Origin of the sequence: Mucilaginibacter sp. (assembly GCF_964263795.1) — a bacterium.
In the GTDB taxonomy this organism is placed as follows: Bacteria; Bacteroidota; Bacteroidia; order Sphingobacteriales; family Sphingobacteriaceae; genus Mucilaginibacter.
This window is the reverse complement of sequence record NZ_CAXVWK010000100.1, coordinates 43,787-60,456: the sequence shown is the minus strand read 5'-3', so window position 1 is coordinate 60,456 and position 16,670 is coordinate 43,787. Positions and strand designations below refer to the sequence as shown.

Sequence of the window (16,670 nt, the reverse complement as noted above, 5' to 3'; positions counted from 1 at the left end):
AAGCTTTCATTCAAAGCAATTCTATCGCAAAAAATTCTACCAAAAATTAATGAGGGTTAAATACGGATGCTTTTTAGTAGCGTTCATTTTATGTTTGTATAGTTTCAGTTACGCCCAAATAAGGCCGTCAGCAGTAAGTGGTAGCGTTTTTTTACCAGATAATGTTACGGCGCAGGCTGCTACCGTAGTTTTACTTAACCAACCCGATTCGTCTGTTGCGGCGTCGGCATTGGTTAGCGGTAACGGCACGTATAATTTTTTAAATTTAAAACCTGGCAAGTACGTTTTGCTTGCTACGCGCCTGGGCTACCAACGCACATTTTCCAAAAATTTTGAACTTGCCCCCGGGCAGGTACTTACCCTGTCACCCGTTATTTTAACTGCCGCCAATACCGAGCTTAAAGGAGTTACCATAACGGCAAACCGCCCCTTTGTTGAAACCCGCCCCGGTAAAGTGATCATTAACCCGCAGGCCAGTATCACTGCCGATGGCAAATCGGCATTGGAGATCTTAAAGCAATCTCCGGGAATTAAGGTTGATAACAGCGATAATGTGAGCATAAGCGGCAGGCAGGGGACTTTAATACTAATAGACGGCAAAACAACCAATTTAACAGGTGCCGAACTTACAAACTTGCTGAGAAGCACGCAAGGCACTACTATCGACAGGATCGAGATCATCCGGGCAGGCTCGGCCAGGTACGACGCAGCCAGTGGGGGCATTATCAATATCGTGCTAAAAAAAGGAAAAAACGTAGGCACTAATGGTGTATTTACTGCTATGGTGGGTTATGGTAAATACTATAAGACCAACACGGGGATATTATTTAACAGCCGCGACAAAAACATCAATTTTTTTGGCAACTATAACTTCGAGGCGCGCAAAACATACCGTAATATTTTTACCGACCGAAACATCACTAACGCAGGCCTGCTGAGCAACTATAATTCCAGCTACTACACCGATCAGAAATTTATAAATCACACTTTTAAAATTGGCGCCGATTATAACATTAGTGCCAACCATACAATCGGCTTTGTGATAAATGGTACCGCAAGTGATGTGAATATAGATAAGCATAACAACTTAAATATCACCAATCAGGGTAACCTCGATTCGGTGATCAGGGCAACATCAACCATAGACAGGGAATTAGACAATGTTAACTATAACATAAATTACAACGGCAAACTGAGCGCAGCAGGCGACAATATAGTGGCCAGCCTTAACTACACCCCAATTAACCGCCGTAACGATGAATACATCAGCAATAACTTTTTTAATGCTGCTGGTGATCAATACCGTGAACCCCTGTTGCTGCAAAACCTGTCGCCATCGCACCGTAACAATTTTACAGCCCTGCTTGATTATGGCAAACCGTTTTCAAAAGCGGGCAAGTTAGAAGCCGGTTTAAAATACAGCCGCACCAAAAGCGATAATAACTTTGTATTTGGGCCTTTGGTTGGTACTACCTACACTGTAAGTCCTCTCCTGAGCAGTGAATTCTCCTACACCGAAAATGTTGGCGCCGGTTACTTGAATTATAAAAACACATTTGGAAAATATGATCTGGAAGCGGGGCTACGCGGCGAGTACACCAAATCAGAAGGGCTTTTTATTACTTACAACCAGGTACTAGACCGGAAGTATTTTAACCTGTTCCCATCCTTACTTTTGAATTATCGCCGTAACGACAAAAACCAGTTTAACGTTACATTTACCCGCGGCATCACCCGGCCCGAGTATGAGCGCCTGAACCCTTTTTTTACATTTATAGACCTGTATAATTATCAGGCGGGCAACCCAACCCTCAAACCTTCATACGCTAACACACTGTCTTTTGGCCATATTTACAATGACCGTATATCGTCATCAATTTACGCGTCGTTAAGCACGGATGTTATCCTGCCGTTTTATACACAAAACGCCGTTAACAAAATAGCGGTATTGAATTTTCGAAACCTGGGCACTACTACTGCAATTGGGGTTACATTTAACATCCCTGTTACCATCACCAGCTGGTGGGCCAGCAATTATGACCTGATCGCATCTTATCAGCGCTACAAAGCTTATCCCGGTAACGGCAACCTGAATCAAAAAACCGGGGATATGCTGGTTTCCGGAACCCAAAGTTTTGCCATAAATAAGGTATTATCTGCAGAAGTTTACGGAAGCTACGAAACGCCAAATGCTTATGGGGTAAATTACTTTAAGGCACAGTATACTGTTGATGCAGGTTTAAAGGCGAAGATACTGGCCAAACGCGGCTCATTGGGGCTAAACGTTTCCGACATCTTCAACACCCTGCGCGACAGGTACGCTACTGACTACCAGGGACTGGACCTGCGTCAAACAGATAAAAGGGAATCGAGAATTATCAGGTTAAATTTCAGCTACCGTTTTGGCAAAACCACATTAACGCCTACCGAAAACCGCAAAACCGGCAATGAGTCGGAGCAGTTGCGAATGAAGTAATTGTCACCAACGGATTAAAACAAATACTTAGCTGTATTAGCTAAACAGTTGCTGTCAGATAATTTTTAGCTCCGGATATTTACCTTTCACTTTCGTAACAAAGAATCTGCCGAGCGAGTCGCTGGTCATAAACCTTTTAAATATAGCCTTGCCAACCCCAAAGTACTGCCACACCCCGCCATTATCCTTAAATTCCAATTCAAGGATTTTGGAGTTGGGATCATACCCAACACTTTGCAATGCAGATGATTTTACTTCATGCCTGTGCATATGATAGAAGCAATTAAAAATAAAAACGGTTTTCAAAAATTGGATTATCCGGCGTGTCCGCTAAGGGCGCTGATGATAATAATAAGCAGCACAATAAAAGTGATGACGGTGTAAAGCCGGTCCTTTTCTAAAATAAACCCCACTGCCGAAAACGCAACCCTTACAACCGGTGTTGCAATCAGCAAAATAATACCGGCCTGGATGATGGCCCGGCCCCGTAAAGTTGCGATGCCGTGAATAATACCGGGGAGGGTCTGCACAAAATCAGGTACTCCTTTAAAAGTGCTGTAGTCGGTTGTAGCATGACCATGGCGATATAGATATAATATGCCGCCCATCAGCACAATAGCCATAGATACAAATACGCCGAGGCGCAGCACCCAGCCTATTACTACCTGCATGTCTTTATCTTTAAAATTCCTTGTCATAGCTAAAACACAAACGCCACATTGCCGAAATTAACGGATATATGGCGAGTGTCCAACTTTAATGTTTACCTACAGATTTAATAGTCTTTTTTCAAACTGCGCCTGTTGGCTGATTAGTAATCAACCTATTTTGTTATTTTCGCATCCTCACAGGCGTAATTACAACAATGGACTATCAATTTAAAGATATAGAGAAAAAATGGCAGCAGTTTTGGGCCGATAACAACACGTTTGCAGCTAAAAACGATTCTGATAAACCCAAGTATTATGTGCTGGATATGTTCCCTTACCCATCAGGCGCGGGTTTGCATGTAGGCCATCCGCTGGGGTACATTGCCTCTGATATTTTTGCGCGGTACAAACGCCTGAAAGGCTTTAATGTGCTGCACCCCATGGGTTATGACAGCTTTGGCTTGCCGGCAGAGCAATATGCCATACAAACAGGGCAGCACCCATCTGTTACTACCGAGGCCAATATTGCCACCTACCGCCGACAGTTAGACCAGATAGGTTTCTCGTTCGATTGGAGCCGTGAAGTGCGCACCAGTTCGCCGGGATATTACAAATGGACACAATGGATCTTTATGCAGCTTTTTAACAGCTGGTATAATAAAGATGCTGATAAAGCAGAAAGCATTGCCCAATTGATTACCCATTTTGAAAGCAACGGCAGCGCGGGCATCAATGCCGTTTGTGATGACGAAACCATTGCTTTTACCGCCGCTGAGTGGAAGGCCATGACAGCGCACGACCAGCAGGCCGAGCTTTTAAAATACCGCCTTACCTACCTGCGCGAAAGTACCGTAAACTGGTGCGCCGCCTTAGGTACCGTATTAGCGAATGACGAGGTGAAAGACGGCTTTAGCGAACGCGGCGGCTACCCTGTTGAGCAGAAAAAAATGATGCAGTGGAGCATGCGCATTACCGCTTATGCCCAGCGCCTGCTATCCGGTCTGGATACAATAGACTGGCCCGAGCCGTTGAAAGAAATGCAGCGTAACTGGATAGGTAAAAGTGTAGGTGCCAGTGTAAAGTTTCCTTTGGAGGGAGCGAAGAACGAGGATTCAGGAGAGTCCTTTGAAACCGCACCCCGCACTGCGGACTCCGCCTCCTACATCGAAGTATTCACCACCCGTGTTGATACCATATTCGGGGTAAGCTTTATGGTAATAGCACCCGAGCATGAGTTAGTAGCCAGGCTAACCACACCCGGGCAGCAGGCCGATATTGACAACTACATCGCCCAAACTAAAAAGAAAAGCGAGCTGGACCGCATGGCCGATACAAAAACCGTATCAGGCGCGTTTACGGGCAGCTACGTAACCAACCCGCTTAACGGTGTTAAAATTCCAGTATGGATAGCCGATTATGTTTTGGCAGGTTACGGTACCGGTGCAGTTATGGCCGTGCCAAGCGGCGATCAGCGGGATTATCTGTTTGCCAAACATTTCGATCTGCCGATTATCCGCATAATGGATATCCAGCAAATGGATACGGAAGCTGACCCAACCAAGGATGGTAAATATGTAAACAGCGATTTTATTAACGGCCTGGGGTATAAGGAAGCAACAGCCGCGGTAATAGCCAAATTAGAAGCAATGGGCCTGGGCAAAGCTAAAGTGAACTTCAGGATGCGCGATGCCATTTTTGGCCGTCAGCGTTACTGGGGCGAGCCGGTACCTGTTTATTTTAAGGATGGCCTTCCGTATTTAATAGATGAAAGCGAATTACCATTGGTATTGCCTGAAATTGATAAATACCTGCCGACCGAAAGCGGTGAACCGCCTCTTGGCAGGGCCGCAGATTGGAAACACCTCGAAGGTGAATACGAATTGAGCACCATGCCGGGCTGGGCCGGATCGAGCTGGTACTGGTATCGTTACATGGACGCCCATAATGATGCGGACTTTGCATCTGAAGAGACGATAAAATATTGGAAGGATGTGGATCTGTACATTGGTGGTAGCGAGCATGCTACCGGGCACTTGTTGTACAGCCGTTTCTGGAATAAGTTTTTGAAGGATATTGGCAAAGTGGTGGAGGAAGAGCCATTTAAAAAACTCATTAACCAGGGGATGATACAGGGCCGGAGCAACTTTGTATATCGTTTGATTAATGACGAAGGCAAGGGAACCAATACATTTGTATCACATGGCCTAATTAAAGATTACAAAACGTCTCCTTTGCATGTCGACGTCAACATCGTAGATAACGAGGTTTTAGATACAAGCAAATTCAAAACTTGGAGGGAAGACTTTGCTGATGCTGAATTCATCCTGGAGAACGGCAAATACATTTGCGGTGTCGAGGTTGAAAAAATGTCGAAGTCTAAGTTCAACGTGGTTAATCCCGATGACCTGATCGAGCGTTATGGAGCCGACACCCTGCGCATGTACGAGATGTTCCTGGGTCCGCTGGAGCAAAGCAAACCCTGGAACACCAATGGTATCGAGGGCGTATTTAAATTCCTGCGTAAATTCTGGCGCTTATTCCACGATGCTGATTGGAACTTTGCCGTAAGTGATGCCGAGCCAACCAAAGCCGAACTGAAAGCCCTGCACAAGATCATCCAAAAGGTAGAGCAGGATATTGAACGCTTCTCGTTCAATACTTCGGTATCAAGCTTTATGATTGCCGTTAATGAATTAACCGACCTTAAATGCAACAAGCGCGGCATATTGCAGGATATGGTGATCATCCTGGAGCCTTATGCACCACACATCTGCGAAGAACTTTGGGTGTTGTTAGGTAACGAGGCTGGAACAATATCTTATGCGCCGTACCCTAAATTTAACCCGGCCTATTTGGTAGAAGATGAATTCAGCTACCCGGTTTCTATCAACGGAAAAATGAAAACCAATATCAGCTTATCCTTAAGCATGGATGTAAAGGAAATAGAAGAGGCTATACTGGCCCACGCCGATGTTCAAAAATACCTGGATGGCAAGGCACCTAAAAAAGTGATTGTGGTGAAAGGCCGCATCGTGAATTTAGTTGTGTAATACCATTATCCGCAAAAAAGCGCCGAAATCCGATTGTATGGGAATTCGGCGCTTTTTCGCTGTAATATCTCCGCTTAAACCAACCGGTAAGTTGCTAATCCTTAACGCTTAGTGTAACATATACATTGATGTTACCAATTTTTTACAAAAAACATTTAAACACCTGTAACATTTAAGGCAATTTCGCCTCCAATTACGAAAATAATACAATATGAAACGTTTATTACTAATAATGATAATTTTCTGTACCGCAGTTTCTGCCCGGGCACAATTCGGCGGGGGCGGTTCGTCTATAAAAGGGCGTATCTCTGGTACAGTGATAGATTCGCTCAGTAAAAAGCCGGTAGATTACGCTACCATCAGCTTGTTCAGAAGCGGCGCTAAAACCCCTATCACCGGTGTACTTACCGATGAAAAAGGAAACTTTAAACTGGACAATGTTGGTGCAGGCAATTATAAGATCACCATATCATTTATTGGCTATCCAACCAAAACCGTTGATCCGGTTACCACTACCGCTTCAAAACCGGATAACAACATGGGTAACGTGGTTATTGCACCAAGTGCACGTGCTTTAAAAGAAGTGCAGGTAATTGGGCAGGCATCGCTTATTGAAAACAAGATCGATAAGATTGTTTACAATGCCGAAAAAGACCTTACCGCAGCGGGTGGTAACGCAACAGACGTTTTGCAAAAAGTGCCTTTGTTATCTGTTGACATGAACGGTAATGTGGCACTGCGTGGGGACCAGAACGTTCGGGTACTGATTAACGGCAAACCATCGGGTGCAACATCTGCCAGCTTAAGCGATGTTTTAAAAACCATCCCTGCAGATCAGATCAAAAGCGTTGAGGTGATCACATCACCGTCGGCAAAATATGATGCAGAAGGTTCGGGCGGTATCATTAACATCATTACCAAAACCAAAAATGCATCGGGCATTAGCGGGTCGGTTAGCGGTGGTGTAGGTACCCGCCAAAACAATGGCAACATGAACCTGAACTATAATAAAAACCGTTTTAACTTCTCGGCTAATTTGGGTGGTAATGCAGGCTGGCCGCAAACATCTTATACAGATTTTAACCAGGAGCTTACTGCTAACGGCATTAACCAGCGCAACACCAACAGCTCTAGTAACGAGATTAAACGTCATGGTGTTCGTGGGTCATTAAGTGCAGGTTACGAGTTTAACGGTTTTAACAGTATTAACAGTACCATAGCTCTGAACGATGGCGGATTTAACGCTAATGGTGGTGGTACTTATACATTTGAAGACCTTATTAACCCGTCAAAAAACCTTACTTATACCGGCCGCACCATATCTCACAATAAATTTAGCGGGTTTGACTGGAATGTCGACTACACCCATAAATTCAAAAAAGAGGGTCATGAAGTAGTTATATCAGGCCAGTGGAGCCATAGCATTATCAAAAGCGATTATAACAACTTATTTTCTGCGCAGTATCAAAGTCAGCTTGCTAAAAACAGTGGCAAGAATGACGAGTACACCGGCCAATTGGATTACACCTTGCCTATCAACAAAATGTTTAAGTTAGAAGCAGGCGGTAAAACCATTCAAAGGCGTATCAACAGTATTTATGATATCTATGCTTTAAACCCTGATGGCAGTAACCCTGTGTTTGACACACAAAACTCTAACCTTTACGACTATACGCAAAATGTATATGCCGGATACGGTGTGTTAACCATTAACCTGCCTAAAAATTTCGCTATACTGGCAGGGTCACGTTTAGAAAACACTCAAATTGAGGGCGACCCACAGGCACCTTACGCCAATGGCAGCAACTCGCAAACTTTACAGCCGTTTACAGCAAGTTATAATACTTACATCCCAAGCTTAACTTTACAAAAAGCAATTGGTGCAAGTACGCTTAAATTATCATACACCAAGCGTATCCAGCGCCCAAGCCTGCAGGTATTAAACCCGTTCATTAACCGTAGCCAGCAGCAAAGCCAATCGGTTGGTAACCCTAACCTTGCTCCGGAAGTATCACAAACGGTTGAGTTGAACTACAACGCATTTATCAAAACATCGGTTATCAACTTATCTGTTTACTATAAAAACACTGCAGATTTAATTGAAGGTATTGCAAGCCCGGTGAATGACAATGGTGTAATTGTTAACCGTACTGTACAAAATAACGTTGCCAAAAACAATTCAATTGGTGCAAGCTTCTTCGGGTCTATCAACCCTATTAAGCCATTAACAATCCGTGGTAGTGTTAACGTATTTACGTACAACCCAACTGTATACACACAATACGCCAACTTTATTAATCCCGATGCCTTAAAAACCAGGTTAATGTCTACTCTGTTCGGTAGCGCTACCTTAAACCTGCCAAAAAATTACATTGTTGAGGCGTTTGGTTTTTCAAACTCGGCACGCCGTACCATACAGGGTACCAGCCCGGCATTTGGTATTTATGTATTCGGTATAAAAAAACAATTTGCGGATAAAAAAGCTTCCATCGGTTTCAATACCATTCAGCCGTTTGCAGTTAACAAATCATTTAACCAGGAAATTTCAAGCCCTGGCTTTACGCAAAGTTCACGTACACGCATACCATTCCAATCTTTCGGTTTAACGTTTAGCTATAGCTTTGGTAAAATAAGCTTCAGCAACCCGCAACAACAGAAAAAGAAAGGTGTAAACAATGACGACGTTATACAAGGCGGCGACCAAACCGGCACAGGCGGCGGTGGTGCACCAGCCCGTCAGTAATTTTACATTTCTACAATAAAAAAAGGGCCTTCCAAATTATCGGAAGGCCCTTTTTTGTTTCTTACCAATTGAAGCTTAATATTGTTGCTGTTACCGCCGCTATCAGAAAATACGCACAGCTATCAGCCTTATTCTTGCCCCACATCTATCCCTATCTGTTTAAGTAACAACGATGCATTGAAGGTTTTGCATTCGCCATGCTTGATCTTGTAGTCGAAAAGCATCTCGCCGTTGCGTACCTGGATATCAAAATAATAGTTGCGCACATAATTCGGATATTTATCCTCAAGGCGGGCAATTTGCAGATCGTGCGTGGCAACCATACCCACTCCCCGCTTGCTGATCAATTGCTCAATAACGGCTTTACTGCCCAGGTATTTGTCCATAGAGTTGGTACCGCGCAGCATCTCGTCAATTAAAAAGAAAACATTGCTTTCATGCTCCACGGCCGCAAGCAGCATCTGCAGGCGGTCAAGCTCGGCCTTGAAGGTTGATGTACTCTCATTAAGCGAATCCTTGATCCTCATATAGCTCACCATTGTCATGACAGATAATTCCATTACCGACGCGCAAACGGGCGCGCCGCTTAAAGCCAATACAGTGTTGATGCCAACGGTACGTAAAAAGGTACTCTTGCCGGCCATATTACTACCGGTAATGATGTCGATGTGGTAAGCGTCTATTAGCTGATAATCATTATCTACCCGTTTGTCGCTGCGGATAAGTGGATGGGCAATATTTTTAGCCGATAAGGTGTAACCGGCGGTATTGGCAATTACGGGATAAACCCAGTCAGGATAATTGATAGCCGGTACCGCTATGCTGATCAGTGCTTCGAACTCGGCAATGATATCAAAAGCCTCCTCTATTTGAAAATGATTATCGCGCTTCCAGTTTTCTATGGCGATGATCTGCTTCAATGCCCATAAAAAAAAGACGTTCAGTATAAAGCCCACGATCATGATCAGGCTATAACTTAATTTATTAACAAGCTTTGACAGCTCTTCAATTTTTTTAGAGGTATTACCAACCTGGAGTTTACTATTCAGGTCAACTAAACGCTGCGCCTTCCACTCCTGGGTTTCAATGGTTTTTAACACAACGGCATAATTGGCCAATACAGCGCCTATTTTATCGGCAATGGCCCCTGATTTTAAGATATCACTGCCTTTTGACATAATAACCCCCATGTTAAAAAGCGCAGTGACAACACCCGCAATGGTTAACACCGGATAAAAGTAACCGGCCGCCAACAGTCCGAATAAAAGGTAAGGCGCAATCTTGATGTAAACACGCAACCACTTTTCGCCCGAGAGGTTGATAGGGTTAGCCAGGTATCCAAAAAGGCGCTTCATTTGGCTTACATCCTCTTTAAAAGCAAACAATAGTTTAGCCTGTACATCAATCTTCCAATCGTTTTTAGCGGATAACTCTTTAACAGCTTCCTGCCTCAGCAAAACTTCGGGCTTTTGGGCAGGGCCGCTTAGCCAGGCTGCAAGTTTAAGATTACCGGTAGCGGTTGCCGCCCGGTTAATTAACTGGAATAACGACGCGTTTCCAAAAATATCCAAATCAGATGTATAGAAATGCTTCTCGTTATTATAATTGTCACCGTTGCTGTAAATATTGGTGTGATTTAAAATGCTGTTCAGCTCGTTATTAGTTACCTCGACCACTTTAAGGTAATACTGCCTTTGCCGCTCAAAACCCGACTGGCGCGATACCAGCCACATAAAAGCAAAAAGTAACAAAGCAAAGCCAATCGCAATAACGGTAAAGGTATCTTGCTTAATACCTACATATATGGCCACTACCATAAGTGCGAAAATGCCGAGGCGCAAAAAGGAATAGGTGTCAACTTGCTTTTTATAATGATCTGCCTGCCGCTGCGCAAGTGCAGCACGCTGCCGGTAATTGTCTAAAATATCCTGTTCCATTTTGCTATAAAAATCAAAGTAAATTAAACGCTTATATTTTAAATAACCGTTATTTGTTTTTTTTATGAAGATCACTTTTGTAACTGTTGGCAAAACCGAGGATGCTTACCTGAGAGAGGGTATCGAAAAATATGTGAAGCGCCTTAAACATTACACTAAACTGGATATGGCCGAGATCCCGGAGTTGAAAAACACCAAGGCCCTTACGGAAGAGCAGCAGAAAACAAAAGAGGCAGAACTAATCCTCAAAAAAGTTACCCCGCAAGATCACCTGATTTTATTGGACGAGAACGGTACTGAATTTACTTCCGTTCAGTTTGCTAATTACATTAACAAGCGGTCGGTTACCTCGTCGGCCAATTTGGTATTCGTAGTAGGCGGCCCCTACGGGTTTGACGATTCGGTTTATCAGCGCGCTAATGATAAGATCTCGTTGAGCCGTATGACCTTTTCACATCAGATGGTACGCCTGTTTTTTACCGAACAACTTTACCGCGCATTCAGCATTATAAAAGGCGAGCCGTATCACCACCAGTGAGCGCTTTGATTAAGCTGGTTTTATAATTAATAAGATTTCTGACCATGAAGAACGGAACGATTGGCTTTATAAACCGACATAGCGTAACACACGGCTGGCACAGGCACTGAAAAATTACTGACTTACATAGGGTGTTACCAAGTCGGCACTTTTCTTTGGTTCGTTTCTTTTGGTGTTAAAAGAAATGAACAACCACCAACGTTCATACAACGCAAACATTCCTAACAAGGCACTGCTAACTTGTTTTTTACCTAACTTTACCCCATGCATATGCACAGTCACGACCATTCCGGGCACCATCACCACGACCACGCGCCAAAGCTGGACCATCTGAACGCCGCCTTCATCTGGGGTATAGTACTTAACTCGGCATTCGTTATCATCGAAGTGATTGCCGGGCTCATCAGCGGCTCTTTATCCTTGCTAACCGATGCAGGGCATAATTTAAGTGATGTGGCCTCGTTAGCTTTAGCCCTGCTGGCTTTTAAGCTGGCCAAGGCAAGCTCTAACAGCCAATACACTTACGGTTATAAGCGCAGTACCATCATCGTTTCGTTTTTTAACGCGGTGATATTGTTGGTAGCCGTTGGCTTTATCATCTATGAAGCAGTTATACGCTTTATGCACCCCGAACCTGTTGCCGGAGGCACTGTAGCCTGGGTCGCGCTTGCAGGTATAGGTATAAACGGCTTTACAGCATGGCTGTTTGTGAAGGATAAAGACACCGACCTGAACGTTAAGGGTGCCTACCTGCACATGGCGGTAGATGCCATTGTATCCTTTGGGGTAGTGATATCGGGCGTTATCATCTACTTTACCCATTTGGTTTGGATAGACAGTGCTGTAAGTATCATTATTGGTATTGTGATATTAACCGGCACATGGAACTTATTAAAAGATAGCCTGCGGCTGGAGATGGATGGTGTACCAAAAGATATCGACCTGAAAAAGATCAAAGCTGAGCTGATGAAAGCCGACGGAGTGGCAGACATTCACCACATGCATGTTTGGGCGCTGAGCACTACAGAAAACGCGCTAACGGCCCACCTGGTGGTAAAACCTGAAGACATGGCAATGTTTGACGATATTAAACACGACCTGCGCCACCGGTTAGAACATCTTTCTATCAGTCACAGTACTTTCGAACCGGAGTTTAGTGATGAGAAATGTGAACAGCCGGATTGTTAGTGTTTACGAGATTGCTGATTTTTCTATATCTTGACCAATCGATTTCAACCTATGCACACCACCAACCGACGTAAATTCATTGCTACGGCCGTCACTGTTGCCGCTGGCACCGCTATGGCATCGGCAATGCCATCTTTTATTAACCCAACACAAATGACAAATAAATATCCAATCGTACACCACGCGTTATTCTGGTTAAAAAACCCAAATTCAAAAGAAGACCGCGACAAATTAGTTGCCGGTGTAAAATCTTTAGGCAAGATCCCAACCATTAAGGAGTTGCACGTAGGCGTAGTTGCCAGCACCGAAAAACGGGACGTAGTTGATAACAGCTGGGGCGTATCTGAGGTGATGTTCTTTTCCGATCTGGAAGGACAAGCAACTTACCAAACCCACCCCATCCATCAGGAGTTTATCAAAACCCACAGCCATCTCTGGGAAAAGGTAATTGTTTATGATGCGGTAGACGCTTAGGACCTCGTCACTTCAAACCATATCATTCCTTTACGGTTATTATTAAAAAATAAGCCGTATGAATTTTAGAAAGATAGCAATAGGTATGATGCTGGCAGTGGCTATCATCACCCTAAACTTTTCTGGTGCATTGGCTAATGAAAAAGCCAATCGCAAAGAGATGAACACCGCTGTACCGGCAGTAGCCGGTTGGTATTTCAGGGCCATAAGCGGTTATCCAGCCGCTATATCATTTGAGCCTGTAGTGCTGTTCAAGAATGGCGAATACCTTGAAGTTGGCGAAGAACCTATAGAAACGCTTGATGTAGCAGCTTCAAAAAGCAGCAGGCCCCGCGCATGGGGAAAATGGAAAAAATCAGGGGCCACTTTTTATCTAACAGATAACAAAGGCCATGTGAGCGATTATAAACTTGGCGAGGGCAATTGGTTCCCAGCCTATCCATATTCAGCAGCTGTAAAACTTAAACGGGGTTATGAGAAGGCTACCGGCGGTGATTACGGTAACGGGACAAGTGCATTAGTAATCAATAAAATAAATTTTGTGGATGCTACCCACTTTACAGAAGGTGCCAACGGTGGTATTATGACCGGAAGTGCAAAAGCCAGGAAAAAGAGCAGCAATGCAGGTACTTATCGGATTTTTGGTAATAGCATTGAGTTTAATTATGGCGGCAAGGTCGTTAAAAAATCTTTTGCCATTGGTGCCGAAGGCTCTCCGGCCCGCCCTTCAGCATCGATTATCTTTATTGGTGGTGATCCTTTTACAGATACGGAATAACAAACAAAGCCCCGATCGGACAATCCTACCGGGGCTTTAATATTTCTAAAAAATAAAAATTTACGCTTTTTTAGCAGGTGCTTTTTTTGCTTTGGCTTTTGGCGCTTCAGCAGCTGGTGCTGCAACTTCTTCCTTTACAGGTTCAGGTGCGGTTGCTTCTTCTTCAATAGCAACAGGTGCCGATGGCGCCTCCTCATTAAATAAAGGCAACTCCTTCAGCAGGTTAAACCAGCTGATGATCTTTTTCATGTCTGATGCATAAACCTTCTCCTCATCATGATCGGCAGCAACGGTGTAAAAAAACTCACGGAGTTTTTTGCCGTCTTCTTTGCCGGTTGGGATGTTGCCGGCCGCTTTCATACGCTCAAAAACATCTGTTAGTTTAATATCATCTTCCAGCCCGAAAATGGTAATTTCATTCAAAGCCGCTAATTTTGCGGTTGATAGGTTGGCTATCAGCTTGGTTTTTTGCGCATCAAGGCTTTCTAATACATAACCGGTTTTGTTTTGAGCCAACGCCCTCCATAAACCCGGCTTACCCGATACTGCTACAATTCCCTGTAAATTCATGTGTTAGTTATTGGTTGATTAAGTTGATTAGGAGAGTGGTTGTAAACTAATCACTACTCACCCAATCAACCCTTCACTATTCTTCTATAATCTCTATCCCTAAAATTTTATCGCCCTGGCGGATATCGTCAACCACGTCAACATTCTCCACCACTTTACCAAATACGGTGTGGTTACGGTCTAAGTGCGCGGTATTATCACGGCTGTGGCAGATAAAGAATTGTGAACTGCCGGTGTTGCGGCCTGCATGTGCCATAGAAAGCACACCACGATCATGGTATTGATTATCGCCTGTAAGTTCACAGTCAATTTGCTTGCCGGAACCACCTGCACCTGTACCTGTTGGGTCGCCGCCCTGTACCACAAAATTAGGTATAACACGGTGAAAGGTAACGTTATTATAAAAACCTGTTTTAGTCAAACCTAAAAAGTTTGCTACAGTGTTTGGCGCATCTTTGTCAAAAAATTGAACGGTCATGTCGCCTTTTTCGGTTTTGATTATTGCTTTGCTCATTTTGTTATGTTTTAAACAGGTGGCAAATGTAAGGAATTGGGCGGAAAGGTGGAAATGGTGAGTGGTTGATTACATGAGTATTTAATTACAATATCAAACTCAACATAAATTTTTTAAACAGCCCGCCACGTTAACAACTGCAGTTTAAACGCTTAAACATCAGGCGCAAAATGTCATCAAATTTATGTTAACCCACTATATTTACAAAATATTGAATATCAATTTTTTATATTATTTTTTACAAAAAAGTGTAAACCTTTGTTAATAGTTGTACACTTTTTTAGCACAATAAGGAGTAGCAATTGGCTACCCGGATTCGCTCTTTTATTGCTCCCATGGCAACTGTGGAAGCCTGTATCTGCTTCAATGTTTATCGAAGCATCGCGGGGTCGCTGTAACCTAATCAATGGCGTCCATAATACCTTTTCTAATAAATCGTTACATTTGGTATATCGCCATGAGCAAAAAATATCTACTGTCTTTCTTCCTTATTCTTTTCTCACTCATCACAAGGGCAGCATCCATTCTTATCCCGATGGATGAGGAACAAAAGGATCACCTGAAATCGTACGGTATTGCTTTTTGGACGCTTAAGAACGGCGAAACGGTAGACTGGTTGTTGAATTACCGCGGCGGCAGTTTCATGATGAAGTACAACAAAAGCCTGGAAGAGGAATGCAAGATACGGGGAGTAAGTTATGAGGTTATTGCCGATGCCAAAGTTACCCAGATAGAAGCCGAGGTAAGCGATCCATCGGTTAATATGGACCTGGTAAAATTGGAGAAAGCCCCAAAGATGGCGGTGTATTCGCCTAAAAATAAATTGCCCTGGGATGATGCCGTTACTATGGTATTAAAATATGCCGAGATCCCATACGACGTCCTTTACGATGAAGAAGTTATCCGCGGCGACCTGCCAAAGTACGACTGGCTGCACCTGCACCATGAAGATTTTACCGGCCAGTTCAGCAAGTTCTATGGTGCTTACCGCTACGCCCCGTGGTATGTTGATGATGTAAAGTCGCAGCAGGCTACGGCCCGTAAATTGGGGTTTAAAAAAGTGTCGCAAATGAAGCTGGCGGTTGTTGAACACATCCGCGATTTTTGCTCGGGCGGCGGTTTCCTGTTTGCTATGTGCTCGGGTACTGATACCTTTGATATAGCCCTTGCTGCAGCGGGTACGGATATTTGTGAAGCCATGTTTGATGGCGACGGTGCCGACCCGGCCGCACAATCAAAACTTGATTTCGGCGGCACATTCGCCTTTCAGAATTTTACGCTTGACATGAACCCTACATCGCACAGTTTTGCCAATGTAGATGTAAACCAGATAAGGCGGGTAGAACGCACGCGTGATTTTTTTACCCTGTTCGATTTTTCGGCTAAGTGGGATGTAGTGCCCAGTATGCTCACTCAAAACCATGATAAGGTGATCAAAGGATTTATGGGGCTTACCACCGCTTTTAATAAAAATATGCTGAAGCCCGGCGTTACCATTATGGGCGAAATGAAAACAGCCAATGAAGCACGCTACATTCATGGTGAATACGGCAAAGGCCAGTGGACATTTTACGGCGGCCACGACCCAGAAGACTACCAGCACCAGGTAGGCGACCCGCCAACCGACCTTAAGCTACACCCTAACTCGCCCGGCTACAGGCTGATATTGAATAACGTGCTTTTCCCAGCAGCTAAGAAGAAAAAACAGAAAACCTAAGGAAGGTGGATGTTGCCGGACCACTAACTCCGGGA

13 protein-coding genes are annotated in these 16,670 nt (G+C 44.0%); 8 read left to right on the top strand and 5 right to left on the bottom strand.

What is annotated here, in order from left to right; genetic code table 11:
• The first annotated feature begins 49 nt into the window (after positions 1 to 49).
• On the top strand, positions 50 to 2,476 hold the full coding sequence (locus ACE5CV_RS16355; RefSeq protein ID WP_374951267.1) for a TonB-dependent receptor domain-containing protein: 2,427 nt from the start codon (positions 50 to 52) through the stop codon (positions 2,474 to 2,476).
• A 54-nt stretch (positions 2,477 to 2,530) separates the two neighbouring features.
• Here ACE5CV_RS16355 and ACE5CV_RS16350 read toward each other — a convergent pair whose 3' ends face one another.
• Together ACE5CV_RS16350 and ACE5CV_RS16345 are read right to left on the bottom strand one after the other, a co-directional pair.
• Positions 2,531 to 2,746 carry a KTSC domain-containing protein gene (locus tag ACE5CV_RS16350; protein ID WP_374951266.1) on the bottom strand — a complete coding sequence of 72 codons (216 nt, stop codon included), beginning with the start codon at positions 2,744 to 2,746 and terminating at the stop codon, positions 2,531 to 2,533.
• Positions 2,747 to 2,790: 44 nt separating this feature from the next.
• The gene (locus tag ACE5CV_RS16345; protein WP_374951265.1) at positions 2,791 to 3,174 is read right to left on the bottom strand and encodes a DUF1634 domain-containing protein; all 384 of its coding nucleotides are present in this window, start codon (positions 3,172 to 3,174) and stop codon (positions 2,791 to 2,793) included.
• A 167-nt stretch (positions 3,175 to 3,341) separates the two neighbouring features.
• Here ACE5CV_RS16345 and leuS point away from each other — a divergent pair, with 167 nt between their 5' ends.
• Positions 3,342 to 6,176, top strand: a complete 2,835-nt coding sequence (gene leuS / locus ACE5CV_RS16340; RefSeq protein WP_374951264.1) for a leucine--tRNA ligase — start codon at positions 3,342 to 3,344, stop codon at positions 6,174 to 6,176.
• A gap of 211 nt (positions 6,177 to 6,387) precedes the next feature.
• The gene (locus ACE5CV_RS16335) at positions 6,388 to 8,919 is read left to right on the top strand and encodes a TonB-dependent receptor domain-containing protein (RefSeq protein ID WP_374951263.1); all 2,532 of its coding nucleotides are present in this window, start codon (positions 6,388 to 6,390) and stop codon (positions 8,917 to 8,919) included.
• Positions 8,920 to 9,047: 128 nt separating this feature from the next.
• Here ACE5CV_RS16335 and ACE5CV_RS16330 read toward each other — a convergent pair whose 3' ends face one another.
• Complete coding sequence (locus ACE5CV_RS16330; RefSeq protein WP_374951262.1) at positions 9,048 to 10,856, bottom strand: DNA mismatch repair protein MutS; 1,809 nt, start codon at positions 10,854 to 10,856, stop codon at positions 9,048 to 9,050.
• A gap of 64 nt (positions 10,857 to 10,920) precedes the next feature.
• Between ACE5CV_RS16330 and rlmH the strand changes: the two genes are divergently transcribed.
• The 4 genes from rlmH to ACE5CV_RS16310 all read left to right on the top strand — a co-directional run bounded on the left by rlmH (position 10,921) and on the right by ACE5CV_RS16310 (position 13,834).
• The gene (gene rlmH / locus ACE5CV_RS16325) at positions 10,921 to 11,394 is read left to right on the top strand and encodes a 23S rRNA (pseudouridine(1915)-N(3))-methyltransferase RlmH (protein ID WP_374951261.1); all 474 of its coding nucleotides are present in this window, start codon (positions 10,921 to 10,923) and stop codon (positions 11,392 to 11,394) included.
• A gap of 264 nt (positions 11,395 to 11,658) precedes the next feature.
• Positions 11,659 to 12,582, top strand: a complete 924-nt coding sequence (locus ACE5CV_RS16320) for a cation diffusion facilitator family transporter (RefSeq protein WP_374951260.1) — start codon at positions 11,659 to 11,661, stop codon at positions 12,580 to 12,582.
• A 51-nt stretch (positions 12,583 to 12,633) separates the two neighbouring features.
• A complete protein-coding gene (locus ACE5CV_RS16315) occupies positions 12,634 to 13,056 on the top strand; it encodes a Dabb family protein (protein WP_374951259.1) in 423 nt (140 codons plus the stop codon).
• A gap of 58 nt (positions 13,057 to 13,114) precedes the next feature.
• The gene (locus ACE5CV_RS16310) at positions 13,115 to 13,834 is read left to right on the top strand and encodes a hypothetical protein (RefSeq protein WP_374951258.1); all 720 of its coding nucleotides are present in this window, start codon (positions 13,115 to 13,117) and stop codon (positions 13,832 to 13,834) included.
• A 60-nt stretch (positions 13,835 to 13,894) separates the two neighbouring features.
• Here the strand turns inward: ACE5CV_RS16310 and ACE5CV_RS16305 are convergent, their stop codons facing one another.
• Together ACE5CV_RS16305 and ACE5CV_RS16300 are read right to left on the bottom strand one after the other, a co-directional pair.
• Positions 13,895 to 14,404: a DUF5606 domain-containing protein gene (locus ACE5CV_RS16305; protein WP_374951257.1), complete on the bottom strand. Its 510-nt coding sequence runs from the start codon at positions 14,402 to 14,404 to the stop codon at positions 13,895 to 13,897.
• Between the two features lie 76 nt (positions 14,405 to 14,480).
• Positions 14,481 to 14,918: a peptidylprolyl isomerase gene (locus ACE5CV_RS16300; RefSeq protein WP_374951256.1), complete on the bottom strand. Its 438-nt coding sequence runs from the start codon at positions 14,916 to 14,918 to the stop codon at positions 14,481 to 14,483.
• 535 nt (positions 14,919 to 15,453) lie between these two features.
• On the opposite strand from ACE5CV_RS16300, the gene ACE5CV_RS16295 reads away from it, so the two are divergent.
• Positions 15,454 to 16,635, top strand: coding sequence for an asparagine synthetase B (locus ACE5CV_RS16295; RefSeq protein ID WP_374951313.1), 1,182 nt, complete (start codon positions 15,454 to 15,456; stop codon positions 16,633 to 16,635).
• Positions 16,636 to 16,670: the final 35 nt, after the last annotated feature.